The organism is Microbacterium sp. NPDC007973 (assembly GCF_042958465.1).
Lineage (GTDB): Bacteria > Actinomycetota > Actinomycetes > Actinomycetales > Microbacteriaceae > Microbacterium > Microbacterium galbum.
Genome location: NZ_JBIBJJ010000001.1, coordinates 466,634 through 483,319, shown reverse-complemented (window position 1 = coordinate 483,319; position 16,686 = coordinate 466,634). Strand labels below are relative to the sequence as shown.

At 71.4% G+C, this 16,686-nt stretch carries 11 protein-coding genes; 8 read left to right on the top strand and 3 right to left on the bottom strand.

The genetic code is table 11. The annotated features are described in order from the left end of the window. Position 1: 1 nt before the first annotated feature. Positions 2 to 1,348: a 3-phosphoshikimate 1-carboxyvinyltransferase gene (gene aroA, locus ACFZA2_RS02550; RefSeq protein ID WP_391400179.1), complete on the bottom strand. Its 1,347-nt coding sequence runs from the start codon at positions 1,346 to 1,348 to the stop codon at positions 2 to 4. A gap of 112 nt (positions 1,349 to 1,460) precedes the next feature. On the opposite strand from aroA, the gene ACFZA2_RS02545 reads away from it, so the two are divergent. The 5 genes from ACFZA2_RS02545 to ACFZA2_RS02525 are packed head-to-tail and all read left to right on the top strand — an operon-like array spanning position 1,461 to position 7,508. Continuing rightward, positions 1,461 to 2,066 (top strand): sigma-70 family RNA polymerase sigma factor, encoded by a 606-nt coding sequence (locus tag ACFZA2_RS02545; RefSeq protein ID WP_298875749.1) that lies wholly within the window; start codon positions 1,461 to 1,463, stop codon positions 2,064 to 2,066. Further along, positions 2,063 to 2,305 (top strand): zf-HC2 domain-containing protein, encoded by a 243-nt coding sequence (locus tag ACFZA2_RS02540; protein WP_315993292.1) that lies wholly within the window; start codon positions 2,063 to 2,065, stop codon positions 2,303 to 2,305. The genes ACFZA2_RS02545 and ACFZA2_RS02540 overlap by 4 nt, the downstream gene beginning before the upstream one ends. 53 nt (positions 2,306 to 2,358) lie before the next feature. Then, entirely contained in the window at positions 2,359 to 3,663 is a 1,305-nt protein-coding gene (locus ACFZA2_RS02535) for a GNAT family N-acetyltransferase (RefSeq protein ID WP_391400176.1), read from the top strand. Between the two features lie 36 nt (positions 3,664 to 3,699). Then, the gene (locus ACFZA2_RS02530; RefSeq protein WP_391400173.1) at positions 3,700 to 6,210 is read left to right on the top strand and encodes a bifunctional lysylphosphatidylglycerol flippase/synthetase MprF; all 2,511 of its coding nucleotides are present in this window, start codon (positions 3,700 to 3,702) and stop codon (positions 6,208 to 6,210) included. Beyond that, positions 6,207 to 7,508 (top strand): alpha/beta hydrolase, encoded by a 1,302-nt coding sequence (locus ACFZA2_RS02525; RefSeq protein ID WP_391400170.1) that lies wholly within the window; start codon positions 6,207 to 6,209, stop codon positions 7,506 to 7,508. The genes ACFZA2_RS02530 and ACFZA2_RS02525 overlap by 4 nt, the downstream gene beginning before the upstream one ends. A gap of 219 nt (positions 7,509 to 7,727) precedes the next feature. Here ACFZA2_RS02525 and ACFZA2_RS02520 read toward each other — a convergent pair whose 3' ends face one another. Next, positions 7,728 to 11,417, bottom strand: a complete 3,690-nt coding sequence (locus ACFZA2_RS02520; protein ID WP_391401494.1) for a multifunctional oxoglutarate decarboxylase/oxoglutarate dehydrogenase thiamine pyrophosphate-binding subunit/dihydrolipoyllysine-residue succinyltransferase subunit — start codon at positions 11,415 to 11,417, stop codon at positions 7,728 to 7,730. Between the two features lie 163 nt (positions 11,418 to 11,580). On the opposite strand from ACFZA2_RS02520, the gene ACFZA2_RS02515 reads away from it, so the two are divergent. Then, complete coding sequence (locus tag ACFZA2_RS02515; protein ID WP_391400168.1) at positions 11,581 to 13,041, top strand: GuaB1 family IMP dehydrogenase-related protein; 1,461 nt, start codon at positions 11,581 to 11,583, stop codon at positions 13,039 to 13,041. Here the strand turns inward: ACFZA2_RS02515 and ACFZA2_RS02510 are convergent. Then, a complete protein-coding gene (locus tag ACFZA2_RS02510) occupies positions 13,031 to 14,065 on the bottom strand; it encodes a glycoside hydrolase family 76 protein (RefSeq protein WP_391400165.1) in 1,035 nt (344 codons plus the stop codon). The two genes, ACFZA2_RS02515 and ACFZA2_RS02510, sit on opposite strands and share 11 nt — an antisense overlap. 156 nt (positions 14,066 to 14,221) lie before the next feature. On the opposite strand from ACFZA2_RS02510, the gene ACFZA2_RS02505 reads away from it, so the two are divergent. Together ACFZA2_RS02505 and ACFZA2_RS02500 are read left to right on the top strand one after the other, a co-directional pair. Next, positions 14,222 to 15,565, top strand: a complete 1,344-nt coding sequence (locus ACFZA2_RS02505) for a hemolysin family protein (RefSeq protein WP_391400162.1) — start codon at positions 14,222 to 14,224, stop codon at positions 15,563 to 15,565. Then, positions 15,562 to 16,617, top strand: a complete 1,056-nt coding sequence (locus tag ACFZA2_RS02500) for a hemolysin family protein (RefSeq protein WP_391400160.1) — start codon at positions 15,562 to 15,564, stop codon at positions 16,615 to 16,617. Before ACFZA2_RS02505 ends, ACFZA2_RS02500 begins: the two co-directional genes overlap by 4 nt. Positions 16,618 to 16,686 lie beyond the last annotated feature (69 nt).

The following is a 16,686-nucleotide window of genomic DNA, read 5'->3' as shown; positions in this document are numbered from 1 at the left end:
GTCAGTCCCCGGCATCCGCATCCGGGCCCAGCATCGCGCGCCAGAGACCCGCGAACTGGGGAAGCGTCTTGGCGGTGGTGCCGATGTCGTCGATCTGCACGCCCGGGACGCGCAGCCCGATGAGGGCACCGGTGGTCGCGAGGCGGTGGTCGTGGTGGGCCTTCCACTCGCCGCCGTGCAGCGGCTGAGGCACGATGCGGATGCCGTCGTCGAGCTCGTGCGCCTCGCCGCCGAGCGAACGGAGGTTTCCCACGAGGGCGGCGATGCGGTCGGTCTCGTGCCCGCGGATGTGCCCGATGCCGTGCAGGGTGGTCGGGCCGTCGGCGAACGCCGCCAGTCCGAAAAGGGTGGGCGCGAGCTCACCGGCGGCGGACAGGTCGAGATCGACCCCCAGGATGCCGTCGTCGCCCGCCGCGACGGTGAGGGCGCCGCCGCGCCGACTGACGCGGGCCCCCATCTCGGCGAGGATGTCGACGAGGAGAGCGCCGGGCTGCGTGCTGTGCAGCGGCCAGCCCGTCATCGTGACCGATCCGCCGGTGACCATCGCCGCCGCGAGGAACGGCGAGGCGTTGGAGAGGTCGGGTTCGATGTGCACGTCTTTCGCGCGCACGGGCCCGGCCGGCACGATCCATTCGCCCGGGGCGGGACGCTCGACGTGCACGGCGCGGTGGGCGAGGGACTCGACGGTCATGTCGATGTGGGGAATGCTCGGCAGGCGCGAGCCCACGTGGCGCAGGCGCAGACCCACGTCGAAGCGCGCCGCCGCGAGAAGGAGTCCCGAGACGAACTGGCTCGACTGACTCGCGTCGATCTCGACCTCGCCGCCGCGCACGTGACCGTGACCGCGAACCGAGAACGGCAGCGCCCAGTGCCCGCCGTCGTCGATGTCGACCCCGACGTCGCGCAGCGCGTGGATCATCGCCCCCATGGGTCGGTGCAGGGCGCTCTCGTGCGCCGTGACGTGCACGTCGCCCCGGGCGAGACCGGCCAGCGGGGCGACGAAGCGCATGACGGTGCCGGCCTGGCCGCAGTCGATCTCGCTGTCGCCGCGGAAGGTCGTCGGCGGGGTGACGAGCAGGTCGGGGCCGAAGGGGGACCCCGTGTCGATCTCCTCGATGCCGACGCCGAGAGCGCGCAGCGCATCGATCATGCGGGCGGAGTCGTCGGAGTGCAACGGGGCGTGCAGCGTACCCGGGCCGTCCGCGATCGCGGCGAGCACGAGTTCGCGGTTGGTCAGCGACTTCGACCCCGGCACGGTGACCGTGGCATCCACGGGGTGGTCGGCGACGGGCGCGTCCCACGCACCGCGGGGAGTGGCGGCGGAAGGGGAATACCCGAGGGGAGTCATCGGTTCCAACTCTACTGAAAGGGGACGACACGTGACCGCACTTCTGGAGCGCGACCGCACCGCGACGACCGTCCCGGTGGCCGTCGCGGCACGCGACGTAGACTGGCGCGCGATGAACGACACCGCAGACGCCGGCCCGCTCGAGGTGGAGCCCCGCGCACAGTTCGAGGAGCAGGCTCTGCCCTTCATGGATCAGCTGTACGCCGCGGCCATGCGCATGACGCGCAACCCGGCCGACGCAGCCGACCTCGTGCAGGAGACCTTCGTGAAGGCCTTCGGCTCGTGGGCCAGCTTCACGCAGGGCACCAACCTCAAGGCGTGGCTCTACCGCATCCTGACGAACACGTACATCAACACGTATCGCAAGAAGCAGCGCGAGCCCTACCAGAGCGCGATCGACGACCTGGAGGACTGGCAGCTCGGCGGGGCCGAGTCGACCACCGCCAGCAGCGCCCGCTCGGCCGAGGCCGAAGCGATCGACCACATGCCGGCATCCGTCGTCAAAGACGCCCTGCAGTCGATCCCCGAGGATTTCCGGATGGCGGTGTACCTCGCCGACGTCGAGGGCTTCGCCTACCAGGAGATCGCCGACATCATGAAAACCCCGATCGGCACGGTCATGAGCCGTCTGCACCGCGGACGACGCCTTCTGCGTGACCTGCTGTCGGACTACGCCAAGGAGCGCGGCATCCAGGCCGCGACGGGAGAGACGAAATGAGCGACTGCGGCTGCGACAAGGCGCGACGTGACCTCGAGGAGTACCTGCGCAACGAGGTCTGCAAGACCGAGGCGCAGGACATCCGCGAGCACCTGCAGAACTGCCCCGGATGCCAGGACGAGGCGCACATCGCCCGGACGCTGACCGAGGTGGTGGCGCGGGCCTGCAAGGAGACCGCTCCCGAAGAGCTCCGCGACCAGGTGCTCTCGCGACTGCGCGCCATCCAGTCGACCCACTGACCGCTTCTCGCACGCACGCGGCGCGTGTCGGAGGCGGTCCCTAGGCTGGGGTCATGGCATCCATCGACACGCTGACGCTGCCCCTCGACGAGACCTCCGCCGCCGAGGTGACGGCCGTCGGTCTGGAATACGCCCGGGTCGACGCCGACGGGGAGGGTTTCCGCCCCTTCCAGCGCGCGGTGGCCCGAGGGTTCCTCGGCGGGGAGTCGACCGACGACGAGGCCGCGCACTCCCGCAAGACGCTCCGCACGCGCCGACTGACCGGGGTGTTCGACCGCTCGGGCAGCGAGCCGGACGTCCCCGTCGGCACGATCGACTCGTGGGCGTCGACGCTGACCACCTCGCCCGGCCGCGCCGTCGATCTGTGGTCGATCAGCGCGGTGACCGTGGCACCCACGCATCGTCGGCGCGGGATCGCCCGCGCGATGATCGGCGGCGAGCTGCGGACGGCGGCCGCGGCCGGCTTCGCGCTCGCCGGGCTGACGGTCACCGAAGCGACGATCTACGGTCGGTGGGGATTCTCGCCCGCCGCATGGGCCTCCGACGTCGTCGTCGACGCGCGGCGTGCCCGATGGACGGGGCCCACGGCGCCGGGGCGGCTCGACTTCATCCCGCGCGACGGCATCGCGGAGCGGCTGCACGCGATCCACGAGCGCGTCCGCGTCCAGCGGCCGGGTTCCGTGCCGGGGTGGGACGGGCGGTGGCGCGGGATGGCCGGGGTGGCGCCCGGCGACAAGGAGGCCGACAAGGTCCGGGCCGTCGTCTACCGCGACGTCGACGGCGCCGAGCGCGGCATCCTCGTCTACACCCTCGAAGAGACCGACGACTACTCCGCGCACGACCTGTCGGTACGGGCGCTCTTCGCCGACGGCGACGACGCCTACGCCGCGTTGTGGCGTTTCGCGATCGAGCACGATCTCGTCGGCAAGGTCAAGGCGTGGCTGCAGGCCCCCGCGCCGCCGGTGCAGTGGATGGTGTCCGATCGCCGCGCGGTGACGGCCACGCTCACCGACCACCACTGGTTGCGCGTGCTCGATGTGCCGGGTGCCCTGACGTCGCGGGTCTACGCGGCGCCGCTCGAGGTGGTCGCGCGGGTCGACGACCCGCTCGGCTTCGCCGACGGGGTCTGGGCCGTGCGCATCGACGAGGCGGGGGAGGCCGTCGTCGAGGCGGTGGCCGCGGAGTCATCGGTCGACGTCGACCTCTCGGTCGGCGCCCTCGGCTCCCTGCTGCTGGGCGGGGTCCGGGCCACCGAGCTGGCGTCCGCCGGGCTCGTCCGGGCAGAGGCCCGGACGCTCGCCGCGCTCGACGCCGCGTTCGCTCCCGCGGCGACCCCGCTGCTGGACATCTGGTACTGACGCTCTTTCATAGGATCCCGCCGTACGATTCCGCCGATGTCCGAAGCCCCTCCCTCCCCGCCCGTCACGCGCGCATCGGCGCGGCTCGACGCGCTGCGGGCGATCCTCCGCCGATACGCGCGCGAGAACCCCGTCGCCCTCATCGCGAGCGTGCTCGTCGTCGCGTCGGCGGCGGCGACGGGCACCCTGTGGGGCGAGGATGCCTCCGCGTGGGGCGCGGGACCGCTCGCCACCTTCGCGAGCGGCCGGTGGTGGACCCTGCTGACCGCTCTCGCCATCCCCGATTCCACGGTGGATGCCGTGTCGTCGCTGCTGCTCGCCCTCACCGTGCTCGCGTACGCCGAGCGTCTGCTCGGTTCCCGGCGCACGGGAGTGCTGCTGGTGCTGCTGGGTGTCGCCGGACTGACGGTCGGCATCGGTCTGCACGCGGCGGCCTGGACGTTGACCGACCTGCGGCCGGTGGTGGCCGCCGAGGTCCCGGTGCTCGATCCCACGACGCCCATCGCGGGCGTCGTGATGGCGGCGTCGGCGCTCGCGCCCACGCTGTGGCGCCGTCGTCTGCGGCTGGTGGGCTTCGCCCTGCTGGCCCTCTTCGCCCTCTACGCGGGCGATGCCGACTCCTGGTACCGCCTGACCGCCGCCGTCATCGGCCTGGGGGTGGGGTCGGTCCTCGCCCGCGGTCGCGAGCGCCGCTCGTGGCACCGCAGCTCCACGCGCGAGACGCGGACGCTGCTCGCGCTGCTGGTCGCCGTGGTCGGCAGCGGTCCGATCGTCGCTCTGGTCAGCGGTGGCGGTCGCGGGCCGCTGTCGCTCGTCGTCGATGCCTACACGCAGTACGACGACGAGTTGCTGAGCCGGTGCGGCTCGGTAGCGCAGTCGGTGTGCGACGAACAGGTCGCGCTGCTCATGACCCGCGGCGCGGGGCCCGCGCTGCTGGCGATCACGCCGCTCGTTCTGCTGCTGGTCGCCGCGTGGGGCCTGCGTCAGGGACGCCGCTCCGCGTGGATCGTCGCCTTGTTCGTGCTGACCGCATCGGCGGTGCTCCCGGTCGTCTCGCTGCTCGACGGTCGACTGCGCATCGACCCCTGGGTCGACGGCAGCGGGGCGGAGTACGTGCTGTGGGCCGTGGCATCCATCCTCATCCCGCTCGCCCTCGCCGCCGCCCTCGTGGTGGCCAGGGCGCGCTTCACCCTGCGGGCCACGCGCACCGCGGCGCGAACGGTCGCCGCCGTGATCGGACTCGCGTTCCTCGCGTGCGCGACGACGCTCTTCATCGTCGAGGCCGTCGGACGTCGCAGCTTCGACCGCGAGTTGACGGTGCTCGACCTTCTCGGGCTGACGCTGCGCCGCTTCTTCCCGCCCGCGTTCACCAATCCCGGCGGGGGGACGGCGTTCCCGCACCACGGTCCGGCGTTGTTCGCCTATCAATGGATCGGCGTGCTGTTCTGGGCGATCGTGGTGGCGGCCATCCTGTGGCTGTACCGCCGCGTGCGACGACCCGACGCCGGCGGCGAGGCCCATTATCGCGACCTGCTGCGCCGCGGCAGCGACACCCTCGGGTTCCTCGGCACCTGGGAGGGCAACCGTCACTGGTACTCGGATGACGGCGAATGCGCCGTGGCGTACCGCCTGGCGGGCGACGTGGCCCTGGCCGTCGCGGATCCGCTGGCCCCGGCGGGGCGGAGGCCCGAGGCGTTGACCGGATTCTCCGACTACTGCGTGGAGCACGGGTGGACCCCCGCGTTCTACAGCGTGCACTCCGAGACGCTCGACGACCTGGTCGAGCTGGGCTGGCGACACGTGCCCGTGGGCGTCGAGACCGTGATGGACCTGCCCGGGCTCAGCTTCGCCGGCAAGACGTGGCAGAAGGTGCGCCAACCGCTCACCCGCGCCGAGCGCGAGGGCTACACCGCCGTGTGGTCGCGCTGGCACGAGCTCTCCGTCGCGCAGGCGTCGCAGGTCGTGGCGATCGACGAGGAGTGGGTCGCCGACCGCGCTCTTCCCGAGATGGGGTTCACCCTCGGTTCCCTCGACGAGTTGCGCGACCGCGACGTGCGTCTGCTGCTGGCCGTCGGCCCCGACGAGCGCATCGAGGCGGTCACCAGTTGGATGCCGAGCTGGACCGACGGCGAGATCACCGGGTGGACGCTCGACTTCATGCGTCGGCGCACGGACGGTCCCAACGGGATGATGGAGTTCCTCATCGCCAAGGCGGCGCTGGAGCTGCAGGCGGAGGGCGCGGTGGTGCTCAGCCTGTCGGGCGCGCCGCTCGCCGATGATCCCGACGAGCCCGTCGACGGCGACCCCGCTCCGCTGCGGTCGCTGCTGCGCTGGCTCGCGGAGGTGCTCGAGCCGGCGTACGGGTTCGCCTCCCTGTTCCGCTTCAAGGGCAAGTTCCGCCCGCGCTACCGCCCGCTGGCTCTGGCCTACCGCGATCCGCTTCAGCTTCCCGCAATCGGGGCGGCCGTCGGCCGCGCGTACCTGCCCGACGCCTCTCGCCGTGAGATGGTCGCCTTGGCGAGGACCGCGTGGGAGGGGCGCCGATGAACAGATTCATCCTGTCGTTCGAGTTGATCGACTCGCCGTTGCTCCCGATCGCGGCGGTGATCGCGGGTCTCGGCGTCGTGGCCGTGCTGCTGTGGCGGCGGCGACGTCTCGTGCTGACCGGCGTCGTGGCCGTCGCCGCGGCGATCGTGATGTTCGTCGTGGCGAAGATCCTCGAGGCGATGGACACCTTCCAAGGGCCGCTGCCGTCGGGCGCGATCTGGTGGGCGACGGGAGCGGCGGCGGCGGTCGCCGTCGGCGTCGTCGGCCTCCTCCGCCGACCTTGGCCGCGGCGGCTCATCGGCGCGGTCACGGTCACCGCCGCGCTGCTGGCGGGGGCCCTCGGCGTCAACGCGTCGTACGGCGTCACGCACAATCTCGCCGCGATCCTGGGCGTGCAGGCACTCGACCCGGCATCCCTGCCGCAGCGCGGCGACACCGCCGGCGATCCGTCGACGCTCTACCAGACGTGGGAGCCGCCGGCCGGGATGCCGGCGAAGGGCTCCGTGAGCGCGCTGACCGGCAGCAGCAAGATCCCGACCGGACAGTACGCGGCGCGGGATGCCTCGCTCTATCTGCCGCCCGCCGCGCAGGTCGCGAACCCGCCCGCGCTGCCGCTGCTGGTCTTCATGATGGGGCAGCCCGGCTCGCCCGATCCGACCGCCCTGGCGAAGGCGCTCGACGCCTTCGCCGCGGCGAACAAGGGCCTCGCGCCCATCGCGATCGTCGTCGATCAGCTCACCGCGCCCGACGACGATCCCGCCTGCGTGGACTCGGCGAAGTTCGGCGCCGTGTCGACGTACATCAACGAGCTCGTGCCGAAATGGGCCGAACAGAATCTCAACATCATCACGGATCATCGGTACTGGACGATCGGCGGCTTCTCCAACGGCGGTTCGTGCGCGGCGCTCTACGGCACCAAGTACCCCGACACCTGGGGGCAGCTGCTGGACGTCATGGGCAACGAGTTCCCCGGTTCGGAGCACGTGGCGCAGACCGTCGCGGACGTCTACGGCGGCGATGCCGCCGCCTTCCAGGCGAACAAGCCCTCGGTCATCATGGCCGCGGCGCCGGCCGGCACGTACTCCGGTCACCTGGCGGTGTTCACCTGGGGCAGCGCGGATACGACCTACGGCCCCGGACAGCAAAACAATGCCGACGCGGCCACCGCCGCAGGCTTCACGGTGCTGACGCACATCGTCGAGGGCGCGGGCCACACCGGCGAAGCGCTCGATGGGAGCCTGGCGTACGCCATCCCGGCCATGGCGCCGACCCTCGGGCTCGCGGCCCCGGCATCCTGACGGGCGGGGCGGCGGGAGCGGTTCCGCGCCCGCCCGCGATGGGCGGTCCCGGCATCCGGGTGTCCGTCCGGCAGCTCCCGTTTCCACGATCGGCGTTGCGGCGATGGTCCTCAGGGCCGACGTCGCCGCACGCGCGCCATGAGAGATCGTTCGTGCGTGCCGGGGAAGACGAGAAGGGCCCGGCCGACTTCCGTCGTCCGGGCCCTTCTCGGCGGGAGGTCAGCGCGAGAGCGCGTCCTTCATGATCGCGGCGTGCTCGCTGGCGTGCACCTTGGGCGAGCCGGTCGCCGTCGATGCCGCCGAGGCGCGCGAGATGCGACGAACGGGGCGGTCGAGCTGGTCGGCCACCTCGAGCGCGATGAACGGCCACGCGCCCTGGTTCTCGGGCTCGTCCTGGACCCAGACCAGCTCGGCGTTCGGGTACTGCGCGATCACACGCGTCAGCTCCTCGATCGGTGCCGGGTAGTACTGCTCGAGACGCACCAGGGCGATCTCCGGGTTCGGATTCTTGTCGAGTTCCGCGCGCAGGTCCCAGTGGATCTTGCCGGCGTGCAGGAGCACACGCTTAACGGCGCCGCGGTCGATGCCGCGGTCGTCGTCGAGCACGGGCTCGAACCGGCCCTCGAGGAAGTCCTCGACCGGGCTGGTCGCCCCGCGCAGACGCAGCATCGCCTTGGGCGTGAACACCACGAGCGGGCGACGCGGACGCTGGTAGGCCTGGCGGCGCAGCAGGTGGAAGTACGACGCCGGGGTGGAGGGACGCGCGACGATCATGTTGTCCTGCGCGCACATCTGCAGGTACCGCTCGATGCGGGCCGAGGAGTGGTCGGGGCCCTGTCCCTCGTAGCCGTGGGGGAGCAGCAGCACGACGCTCGACTGCTGCGCCCACTTCTGGTCGGCCGACGAGATGAACTCGTCGATGACCGACTGCGCGCCGTTGGCGAAGTCGCCGAACTGCGCTTCCCACAGCACCAGGGCGTCGGAGCGCTCGACCGAGTAGCCGTACTCGAACGCCATGGCGGCGTACTCGCTCAGGAGCGAGTCGTAGACCCAGAAGCGTCCCTGGTTCTCGCTGAGGTTGGCGAGCGGCAGCCATTCCTGGCCGTTGTCGCGATCGTGCAGCACCGAGTGACGCTGCACGAACGTTCCGCGGCGCGAGTCCTGACCGGCGAGACGCACCGGGGTGCCCTCCATCAGCACGGAGCCGAAGGCGAGCAGTTCGCCGAAGGCCCAGTCGATGTTGCCGTTGCGGCTCATGTCGAGGCGCTTGTCGAGCAGCTGCTGGAGCTTCGTGTGCACGGTGAAGCCGTCGGGCTTGTTCACGAAGGCGTCGCCGATGTGCTGCACGACCTCACGCGAGACGCCGGTGGTCTCGGGCGCGCCGACGGCGGGCTCGTCGGCCGCGTCGGTGGTGACGACCGGGTTGGTCCCGGTCTCGGCCTCGTGCGTGTCCGCGAAAGCGACCTCGAGACGGCTCTGGAAGTCCTGCTTCGCCTGCTCGTACTCGTCTTCGGTGATGTCACCGCGGCCGACGAGCGACTCGGTGTACAGACGGCGCACCGAGCGCTTGGCCTCGATGAGGTTCGTCATCAGCGGCTGCGTCATCGAAGGGTCGTCGCCCTCGTTGTGACCGCGTCGGCGGTAGCAGACGAGGTCGATGACGATGTCGCGGTGGAACTCCTCGCGGTACAGGAACGCCAGTTCCGCGGCGCGCACGACGGCCTCGGGGTCATCGCCGTTGACGTGCAGGATCGGGGCCTGGATGGTCTTGGCGACGTCGGTGGCGTACACGGAGGTGCGCGCGTCGGTGGGCGTGGTGGTGAAGCCGACCTGGTTGTTGACCACGACGTGGATCGTGCCGCCCGTGCGGTAGCCGCGCAGCTGCGACATCTGCAGCGTCTCGACCACGACGCCCTGACCCGCGAACGCGGCGTCGCCGTGCACGAGGATGGGCAGCCACGAGAAGGTGCCGATGGGCTTGCGGTCCTGCTTGGCGCGCACGATGCCCTCGAGCACGCCGTCGACGGTCTCGAGGTGGGAGGGGTTGGCCGCCAGGTACACGGGGAGCTCGTCGCCGGCGTCGCCGACGAAGGTGCCCTCGGTGCCGAGGTGGTACTTCACGTCGCCCGAGCCGCGCTTGCTGCCCACGGCCACGGCGCCCTCGAACTCGCGGAACACATGACCGTAGGTCTTACCCGCGATGTTGGTGAGAACGTTGAGGCGACCGCGGTGCGCCATGCCGATGGCGGCGCCGTCGAGACCGGCCGAGGCGGCGCCCTGCAGGATCTGGTCGAGCAGGGGGATGAGCGACTCGCCGCCCTCGAGGCTGAAGCGCTTCTGGCCGACGTACTTCGTCTGCAGGAAGGTCTCGAAGGCCTCGGCCTGGTTGAGCTTGGAGAGGATGCGCAGCTGCTCGTCGTGCCCGGGCTTGGTGTACTTGACCTCGATGTTGCGCTGGAACCACTGGCGCTGCGCCGGGTCCTGGATGTGCATGTACTCCACGCCCATGGTGCGGCAGTAGGAGTCGCGCAGCACGCCGAGGATGTCGCGCAGCTTCGCGACCCGCTTGTTGCCGAGGCCGCCGGTGACGAACTCGCGGTCGAGGTCCCAGAAGGTCAGCCCGTGCGACTCGATCTCGAGGTCGGGGTGGGTGCGCTGGACGTACTCGAGCGGGTCGATGTCGGCCATGAGGTGGCCGCGCACGCGGTAGGAGTTGATGAGCTCCTGCACGCGGGCGCTCTTGTCGATGCGCTCGGAGATGTCGACGCTGATGTCGGCGGCCCAGTGGATGGGCGCGTACGGGATGCGCAGGGCGGCGAAGATGTCGTCGTAGAAGCCGCGCTGGCCGATCAGCAGCTCGTGCACCTTCTTGAGGAACTCGCCCGAGCCCGCACCCTGGATGACACGGTGGTCGTAGGTGCTGGTGAGGGTGATCGTCTTGCCGATCGCCAGCTCGTTGAGCGTCTTCTCGCTCGCGCCCTGGAACTCCGCGGGGTAGTCGAGGGCGCCGGCGCCGATGATCGCGCCCTGTCCGCGCATGAGGCGCGGGACCGAGTGGACCGTGCCGATACCGCCGGGGTTGGTCAGCGAGACCGTGGTGCCCTGGAAGTCGGCCGGGGTCAGCTTGTTGCCGCGGGCGCGGCGCACGAGGTCTTCGTAGGACGCGAGGAACTCCCCGAACGTCAGGGTGTCGGCGCGCTTGATGCTCGGCACCAGGAGCGCGCGGGACCCGTCGGGCTTGGGCATGTCGATGGCGATGCCCAGGTTGACGTGCGCGGGTGCCACGACGGACGGCTTGCCGTCGATCTCGGCGTAGTAGACGTTCTGGCTCGGGAACTCCTTGAGCGCCTGGATGAGCGCCCAGCCGATGAGGTGCGTGAAGCTGACCTTGCCGCCACGCGTGCGCGACATGTGGTTGTTGATGACGATGCGGTTGTCGATCATCAGCTTCGCGGGGATGGTGCGCACGCTCGTCGCGGTGGGGACCGTGAGCGAGTCGTCCATGTTGGATGCCAGCGCCTTCGGCATCCCCTTCAGCACCGTCACGCGGTCTTCCTCGGTGCTCTCGGAGCCCGCCGAGGGAACGGCGTTCGGGGCCTGCGCCGGGATCGGCTGCGGCTTGGCCGGCTTGGCCGTGGTGCGGGCGACGGGCGCCTGTCCCACCACGGGGATCGGCGCCGTCACCGGCTTGGGCTCGGACGCCGGCGCCGACGTCGGCGCGGCGGGCGGGGGAGCGGCGGCCGAGGATCCGTCGACGACCGGGTGGTACGCCTCCAGGATCGGCCACCAGGCCTTGTCTACGGAGTGCTTGTCGACTTTGAACTGTTCGTAGAGTTCGTCTACGAGCCACTCGTTCGCGCCGAACTCGCCCTCGCTCGAAGTACCGACGCCCGTCACCTGGCTCGACACAGTCGATCGCCTGCTTTCCTCGATGAAGATTCCTGTGGATGCGCCGACGTCGCCGTCGAAGACGCCGAGCGTCCAACGCATCTGCCAGCCTAGCCGAGGTTGGGAGAACGACCTCGGCCTGGATGAGGCCTTTACTTTCGGATCGTGTGATGGAGTGGATGCCATGGAGTTCTCCGGAGCGCAGCCCGATGTCGACCTGACCTACTCGGACGTCTTCCTCGTCCCCCGTCATTCGGAGGTGCGCAGCCGCCTCGACGTCGACCTCGCCCCGGGTGACGGCAGCGGCGCGACGATCCCCCTCGTGTCGGCCAACATGAACTCCGTGACGGGAACGCGCCTCGCCGCGACGCTGGCGCGTCGCGGCGGTCTGGGCGTGCTCCCGCAGGACCTCGCGCTGCCGCAGCTGGTCGAGGCGGTCGAGTGGGTCAAGGCGCAGCCCGTCGCCTGGGACGCGCCCCTCGTGCTGCCTCCGACCGCGACCGTCGCCGATGCTCGTCTCGTGCTGCCCCCGGTGTCCGGCCGGGGCATCGTCGTCGCCGACGCGCGCGAGGACGGTGTCGTCGACGTCGCCGCCTTCCGCGGGATCGTCCCGGCCCCGCGTCTGGCGACCGCGCTCCCGGATGCCACGCTCGGCGACATCGCCCGCAGCGACGCACCGGTGGTCGAGGTCGAGCGCATCGGCGACCCGCGCGAGGTCTTCGCGCTGATCGAGCACGCCGGCGTCGACATCGTCCCCGTCGTGGACGGCGATCGGGTCGTCGGCACGCTGTCGGGTCGCAGCGCCCTCCGCGACTCGGTCTACCGTCCCGCGGTGGACGCGGACGGTCGCCTGATCGTCGCGGCCGCCGTCGGCGTCAACGGCGACGTCGCGTCGAAGGCCCGGGCGCTGGCCGCCGCGGGCATCGACGTTCTCGTGGTCGACACCGCGCACGGCCACCAGGCGCAGATGCTCCGCGCGTTGCGCGAGGTCGCGGCGCTGGAGCTCGGCATCCCGATCGCCGCGGGCAACGTCGTGACCGCCGAGGGCGTGCGCGACCTGACCGACGCCGGGGCCACCATCCTCAAGGTCGGCGTCGGCCCCGGGGCGATGTGCACGACCCGCATGATGACCGCGGTCGGTCGCCCGCAGTTCTCCGCCGTGCTCGAGACCGCGGAGGCGGCCCGCAGCGCGGGCGCGCACGTGTGGGCCGACGGCGGCGTGCGCTACCCCCGTGACGTGGCCCTCGCGCTGGCCGCGGGTGCGGCGTCGGTCATGATCGGGTCGTGGTTCGCCGGCACGATCGAAGCCCCGGGACTTCTCCGCACCGACGACGCGGGCCTGCTCTACAAGGAGTCGTGGGGCATGGCCTCCACCAAGGCGGTGCAGGGGCGCTTCGGTCGTCTCGACCCGTTCGAACGGGCGCGCAAGGAGCTGTTCGCCGAGGGCATCTCGTCGTCGCGCATCTACCTCGACCCGCAGCGGCCGGGCCTGGAGGACCTCCTCGACATGATCACCTCCGGCGTGCGCTCCTCCTTCACCTACGCGGGAGCGGCCACGGTCGCCCAGTTCCACGAGCGCGCCCGGGTGGGCCTGCAGTCGGCCGCAGGCTACGAGGAGGGCAAGGCGCTCCCGGTCAGCTGGTGAGCGCCCGCTCGAGGGCGACCTCGGCCTCGAGCGTGATCCAGGCGCCGACCTGGACCGACAGATCGAGATCGTCGCCGGCCGCGCGCGCGGGCCGTCGGGGGTCGGCGGGGAACAATCCGCCCCGACGGCCGTCCCACAACGCCGCCGCGTTGCGGTGGATGAGCCGGCGGGCGACGTCCGCGACCGGCCGGTGGGCCTCGCTCGAGGCGTCGTCGGCGAACCAGAGCGCGGCCTCGGCGAGGTAACGGGCCAGGATGCCGGCGAACAGGCCGCCGTCGCCGCCCCCGGCCGCGGGGAAGAGGTCGTCGTCGGGCGCGCACCACCGGGCGACGGCCCACACGAGGGAGGCCGCCCGGGCCTCGTGCGCCTCCCGGGCGTCGGCGTCGGGCGCCGCCTCGGCGAGGGCGAGGGCGCTTCCGATCGCGACGCCCTGGTTGTACGACCACAGGTCGGGGCGGACGACGCCGTGCTCGATCCCGTCGCGCACGAGCCCCGTCGCGGGGTCGTCGAGGGTCGCCGCGACCCACGCGTCGAGATCGACGGCCGACCCGCGATGCGCGGACGACGCCAGCGCGATCGCCGCGGGACCGTTCGCGGGGGCGTTGTACAGCGCGCTGTCGACGGCCCAGGGGAGGGCACCCACCGCCGGGTCGATCGCCTCGTCGAGCCGCCGGGTGAGGCGGTCGAGGCGTCGATCGTGCGCGTCGTAGCGCTGCAGGGCGAGCGTCATCCACGCCACATCGTCGTAGAACGGCGTCGTCCAGCGACCGAGGGTGCGCACGGCGGTGCCGCGGTGGAGCGCCCGCAGCAGGCGCGCCCGGCGCGGATCGGGGCGGTGCTCCTGCGCGTCGCGGAGGACGTGGAGCAGATGCGCGTGCCACCAGTAGTGCCAGGTGCGCGCGCCGTCCACCCCCGGCGTCGCGGCATGCGCCCACGCCAGTGGGCCGTAGCGGTGGACGTAGCGGCGGACGACGGCGGACTCGGCCGCCATGGCGCGCGTCTGCGCCGGGGAGGTGGCATCCATGTCTCCCATCCTCCCCAGGTCGGCCGTCTCGCGCAGACGGGTACCGTCGGTCTCCCGCTGCCATAGAATCGACGGCACGATGGACGACCCTCCCAGTTGTAGACCCAGGCCCCGACGACCCTCTCCCGCCGAACGCCCGCGCGGGGGTGATGCCTGATGGATTACGTCATGCTGGCCGTGGGGCTCCTGCTCACCGTGGGGACCGGACTCTTCGTCGCGAGCGAGTTCGCCCTCGTCAACCTCGACCGCGCCGACCTCGAGGCCCGTCGCGCGGCCGGCGAGACGCGCCTGTCGCTCACGATCGATGCGTTGCGCATCACCTCGACCCACCTCTCGAGCGCCCAGCTGGGGATCACCCTGACGACGCTGCTCACCGGTTACACGATGGAACCGGCCATCTCCAACCTGCTTCGACCGGCCTTCCAGACGTGGGGTCTGCCCGAGGCGCTCGTCGTTGGGCTCGCCGCGGTCATCGGCGTGGGCTTCGCGACGGTGCTGTCGATGATCCTGGGCGAGCTCGTCCCCAAGAACTTCGCCCTCGCGATCCCGCGGCAGACGGCGAAGCTCGTGATCCCGTTCCAGGTCGCCTTCACCGCGGTGTTCAAGCCCGCGATCCTCGTGCTCAACGGCAGCGCGAACGGCGTGCTGCGCGCGATGGGCGTCGAGCCCAAGGAGGAGCTGTCGGGAGCCCGTTCGGCCGAGGAGCTGTCGAGCCTCGTGAAGCGTTCCGCCAGCGCGGGCATGCTCGAGAAGGACACCGCCTCGCTGCTCGACCGCAGCCTCACCTTCGCGCGCCTGAGCGCCGCCGACGTCATGACGCCGCGGCCGAGCGTGCACGCGCTCGCCGCGGGCGACCCCGCCGACGACGTCGTGCAGCTCGCCCGACGGACGGGACACAGCCGATTCCCGGTGTACGGGGAGTCGATGGACGACATCGTCGGGGTCGTGCACCTCAAAGCCGCGATCGGCGTGCCGCGCGACCGCCGCGCCGACGTGCCGGTGGCCGCTCTCGCCACCGAGCCGCTGCGCGTGCCCGAGACCGTGCACTTGGATGCGCTCGTGTCGGAGCTGCGCTCGCGCGGCTATCAGATGGCGATCGTCGTCGACGAGTACGGCGGGACGGCGGGGGTCGTGACCCTCGAGGACCTCGTGGAGGAGATCGTCGGCGAGGTGCTCGACGAGCACGACCGCTCCCGCGCCGGGGTCGTGCGATCGGCCGCGTCGGTCACCTTCCCCGGCGACCTGCGGCCCGACGAGGTGCTCGACCGCGCGGGCGTCCGCGTCCCCGAGGGCGAGGTCTACGACACCGTGGGCGGATTCATCATGGCGGCCCTCGAGCGCATCCCTGCGGTCGGCGACACGGTCGACCTCGACGACGGTGTGCTCGCCGTGCAGCGCATGGACGGTCGCCGGGTCGATCGGGTGCAGTTCACCCCGACGCCCGAGGAGCACGACGTCGACGACCTCGTACGCGCGGCGAAGGGCGGTGATCAGCGATGAACGACTGGGCCGGAATCGCCTGGCTGGTCGTGCTCCTCGCGGCCAACGCCTTCTTCGTCGGCGCGGAGTTCGCCGTCATCTCGGCGCGCCGCTCGCAGATCGAGCCGCACGCCGACCGCGGGTCGCGCGCGGCCAAGACCGCGCTGTACGCCATGGAGCACGCCACCATGATGCTGGCGACGTGCCAGCTCGGCATCACGATCTGCTCGCTGCTGATCCTGAACGTGTCGGAGCCCGCGATCCACCACCTGCTGGCGGGTCCGCTGGGGCTCACCGGACTCCCCGAGGCCGCGGTCGACGTTGCCGGGTTCGTGGTCGCGCTGCTGCTGGTGTCGTACCTGCACGTGGTGTTCGGCGAGATGGTCCCGAAGAACCTGGCGTTCTCGCTGCCCGACCGCGCGGTGCTGATGCTCGCCCCGCCGCTGGTGGCGGTGTCGAAGGCGTTCCACCCGATCATCGTGGCCTTGAACTGGACGGCCAATCACGTGCTGCGTCTGTTCCGCGTGGAGCCGAAGGACGAGGCCGCCTCGACCTACACGCTGGATGAGGTCGCCACGATCGTGACGCAGTCGCGTCGCGAGGGGGTGCTCGACGACGCCGCCGGAACGGTGACCGCGGTGGTCGAGTTCACCGAGAAGAAGGCAGCCGACATCGCGGTGCCGATGGCCGATCTGGTGACCCTTCCCGAGACGACGACCCCCGCCGAGATCGAACGGGCCGTCGCGCAGCACGGGTACTCCCGGTATGTGATCGTCGACGCGTCCGACATCCCGACCGGTTACGTGCATCTGAAGGATGTGCTGCGCGCGGCGGAGGGGTCGGATGCCGACATGGCACGGCCGATCCCGAACAAGCGCGTGCACCACATGGTGTCGGTGCTGGAGACCACCGACCTCGAGGACGCCCTGGCGCTCATGCGCCGCTCGGGGCGCCACCTCGCCCAGGTGCGTGACGAGGCCGGAGACGTGCGGGCGGTCCTCTTCCTCGAGGACGTCATCGAGGAGCTCGTGGGCGAGGTGCAGGACGCCACCGAGCGTCGCCGCTTCGTCTGACATCGTCGGAACACCGGATGCCGCGGGCCGCGGCCGCGTGGCATCCGGTGTCTTCGCCTGCGGGCGGGC

What these genes read in the sequence shown, in the direction of transcription:
- ACFZA2_RS02510 (WP_391400165.1), bottom strand. Translation starts at nt 14,065, where the DNA reads ATGGATGCCACCTCCCCGGCGCAGACGCGCGCCATGGCGGCCGAGTCC.
- ACFZA2_RS02525 (WP_391400170.1), top strand. Translation starts at nt 6,207, where the DNA reads ATGAACAGATTCATCCTGTCGTTCGAGTTGATCGACTCGCCGTTGCTC.
- ACFZA2_RS02540 (WP_315993292.1), top strand. Translation starts at nt 2,063, where the DNA reads ATGAGCGACTGCGGCTGCGACAAGGCGCGACGTGACCTCGAGGAGTAC.
- aroA (WP_391400179.1), bottom strand. Translation starts at nt 1,348, where the DNA reads ATGACTCCCCTCGGGTATTCCCCTTCCGCCGCCACTCCCCGCGGTGCG.
- ACFZA2_RS02535 (WP_391400176.1), top strand. Translation starts at nt 2,359, where the DNA reads ATGGCATCCATCGACACGCTGACGCTGCCCCTCGACGAGACCTCCGCC.
- ACFZA2_RS02545 (WP_298875749.1), top strand. Translation starts at nt 1,461, where the DNA reads ATGAACGACACCGCAGACGCCGGCCCGCTCGAGGTGGAGCCCCGCGCA.
- ACFZA2_RS02505 (WP_391400162.1), top strand. Translation starts at nt 14,222, where the DNA reads ATGGATTACGTCATGCTGGCCGTGGGGCTCCTGCTCACCGTGGGGACC.
- ACFZA2_RS02500 (WP_391400160.1), top strand. Translation starts at nt 15,562, where the DNA reads ATGAACGACTGGGCCGGAATCGCCTGGCTGGTCGTGCTCCTCGCGGCC.
- ACFZA2_RS02530 (WP_391400173.1), top strand. Translation starts at nt 3,700, where the DNA reads ATGTCCGAAGCCCCTCCCTCCCCGCCCGTCACGCGCGCATCGGCGCGG.
- ACFZA2_RS02515 (WP_391400168.1), top strand. Translation starts at nt 11,581, where the DNA reads ATGGAGTTCTCCGGAGCGCAGCCCGATGTCGACCTGACCTACTCGGAC.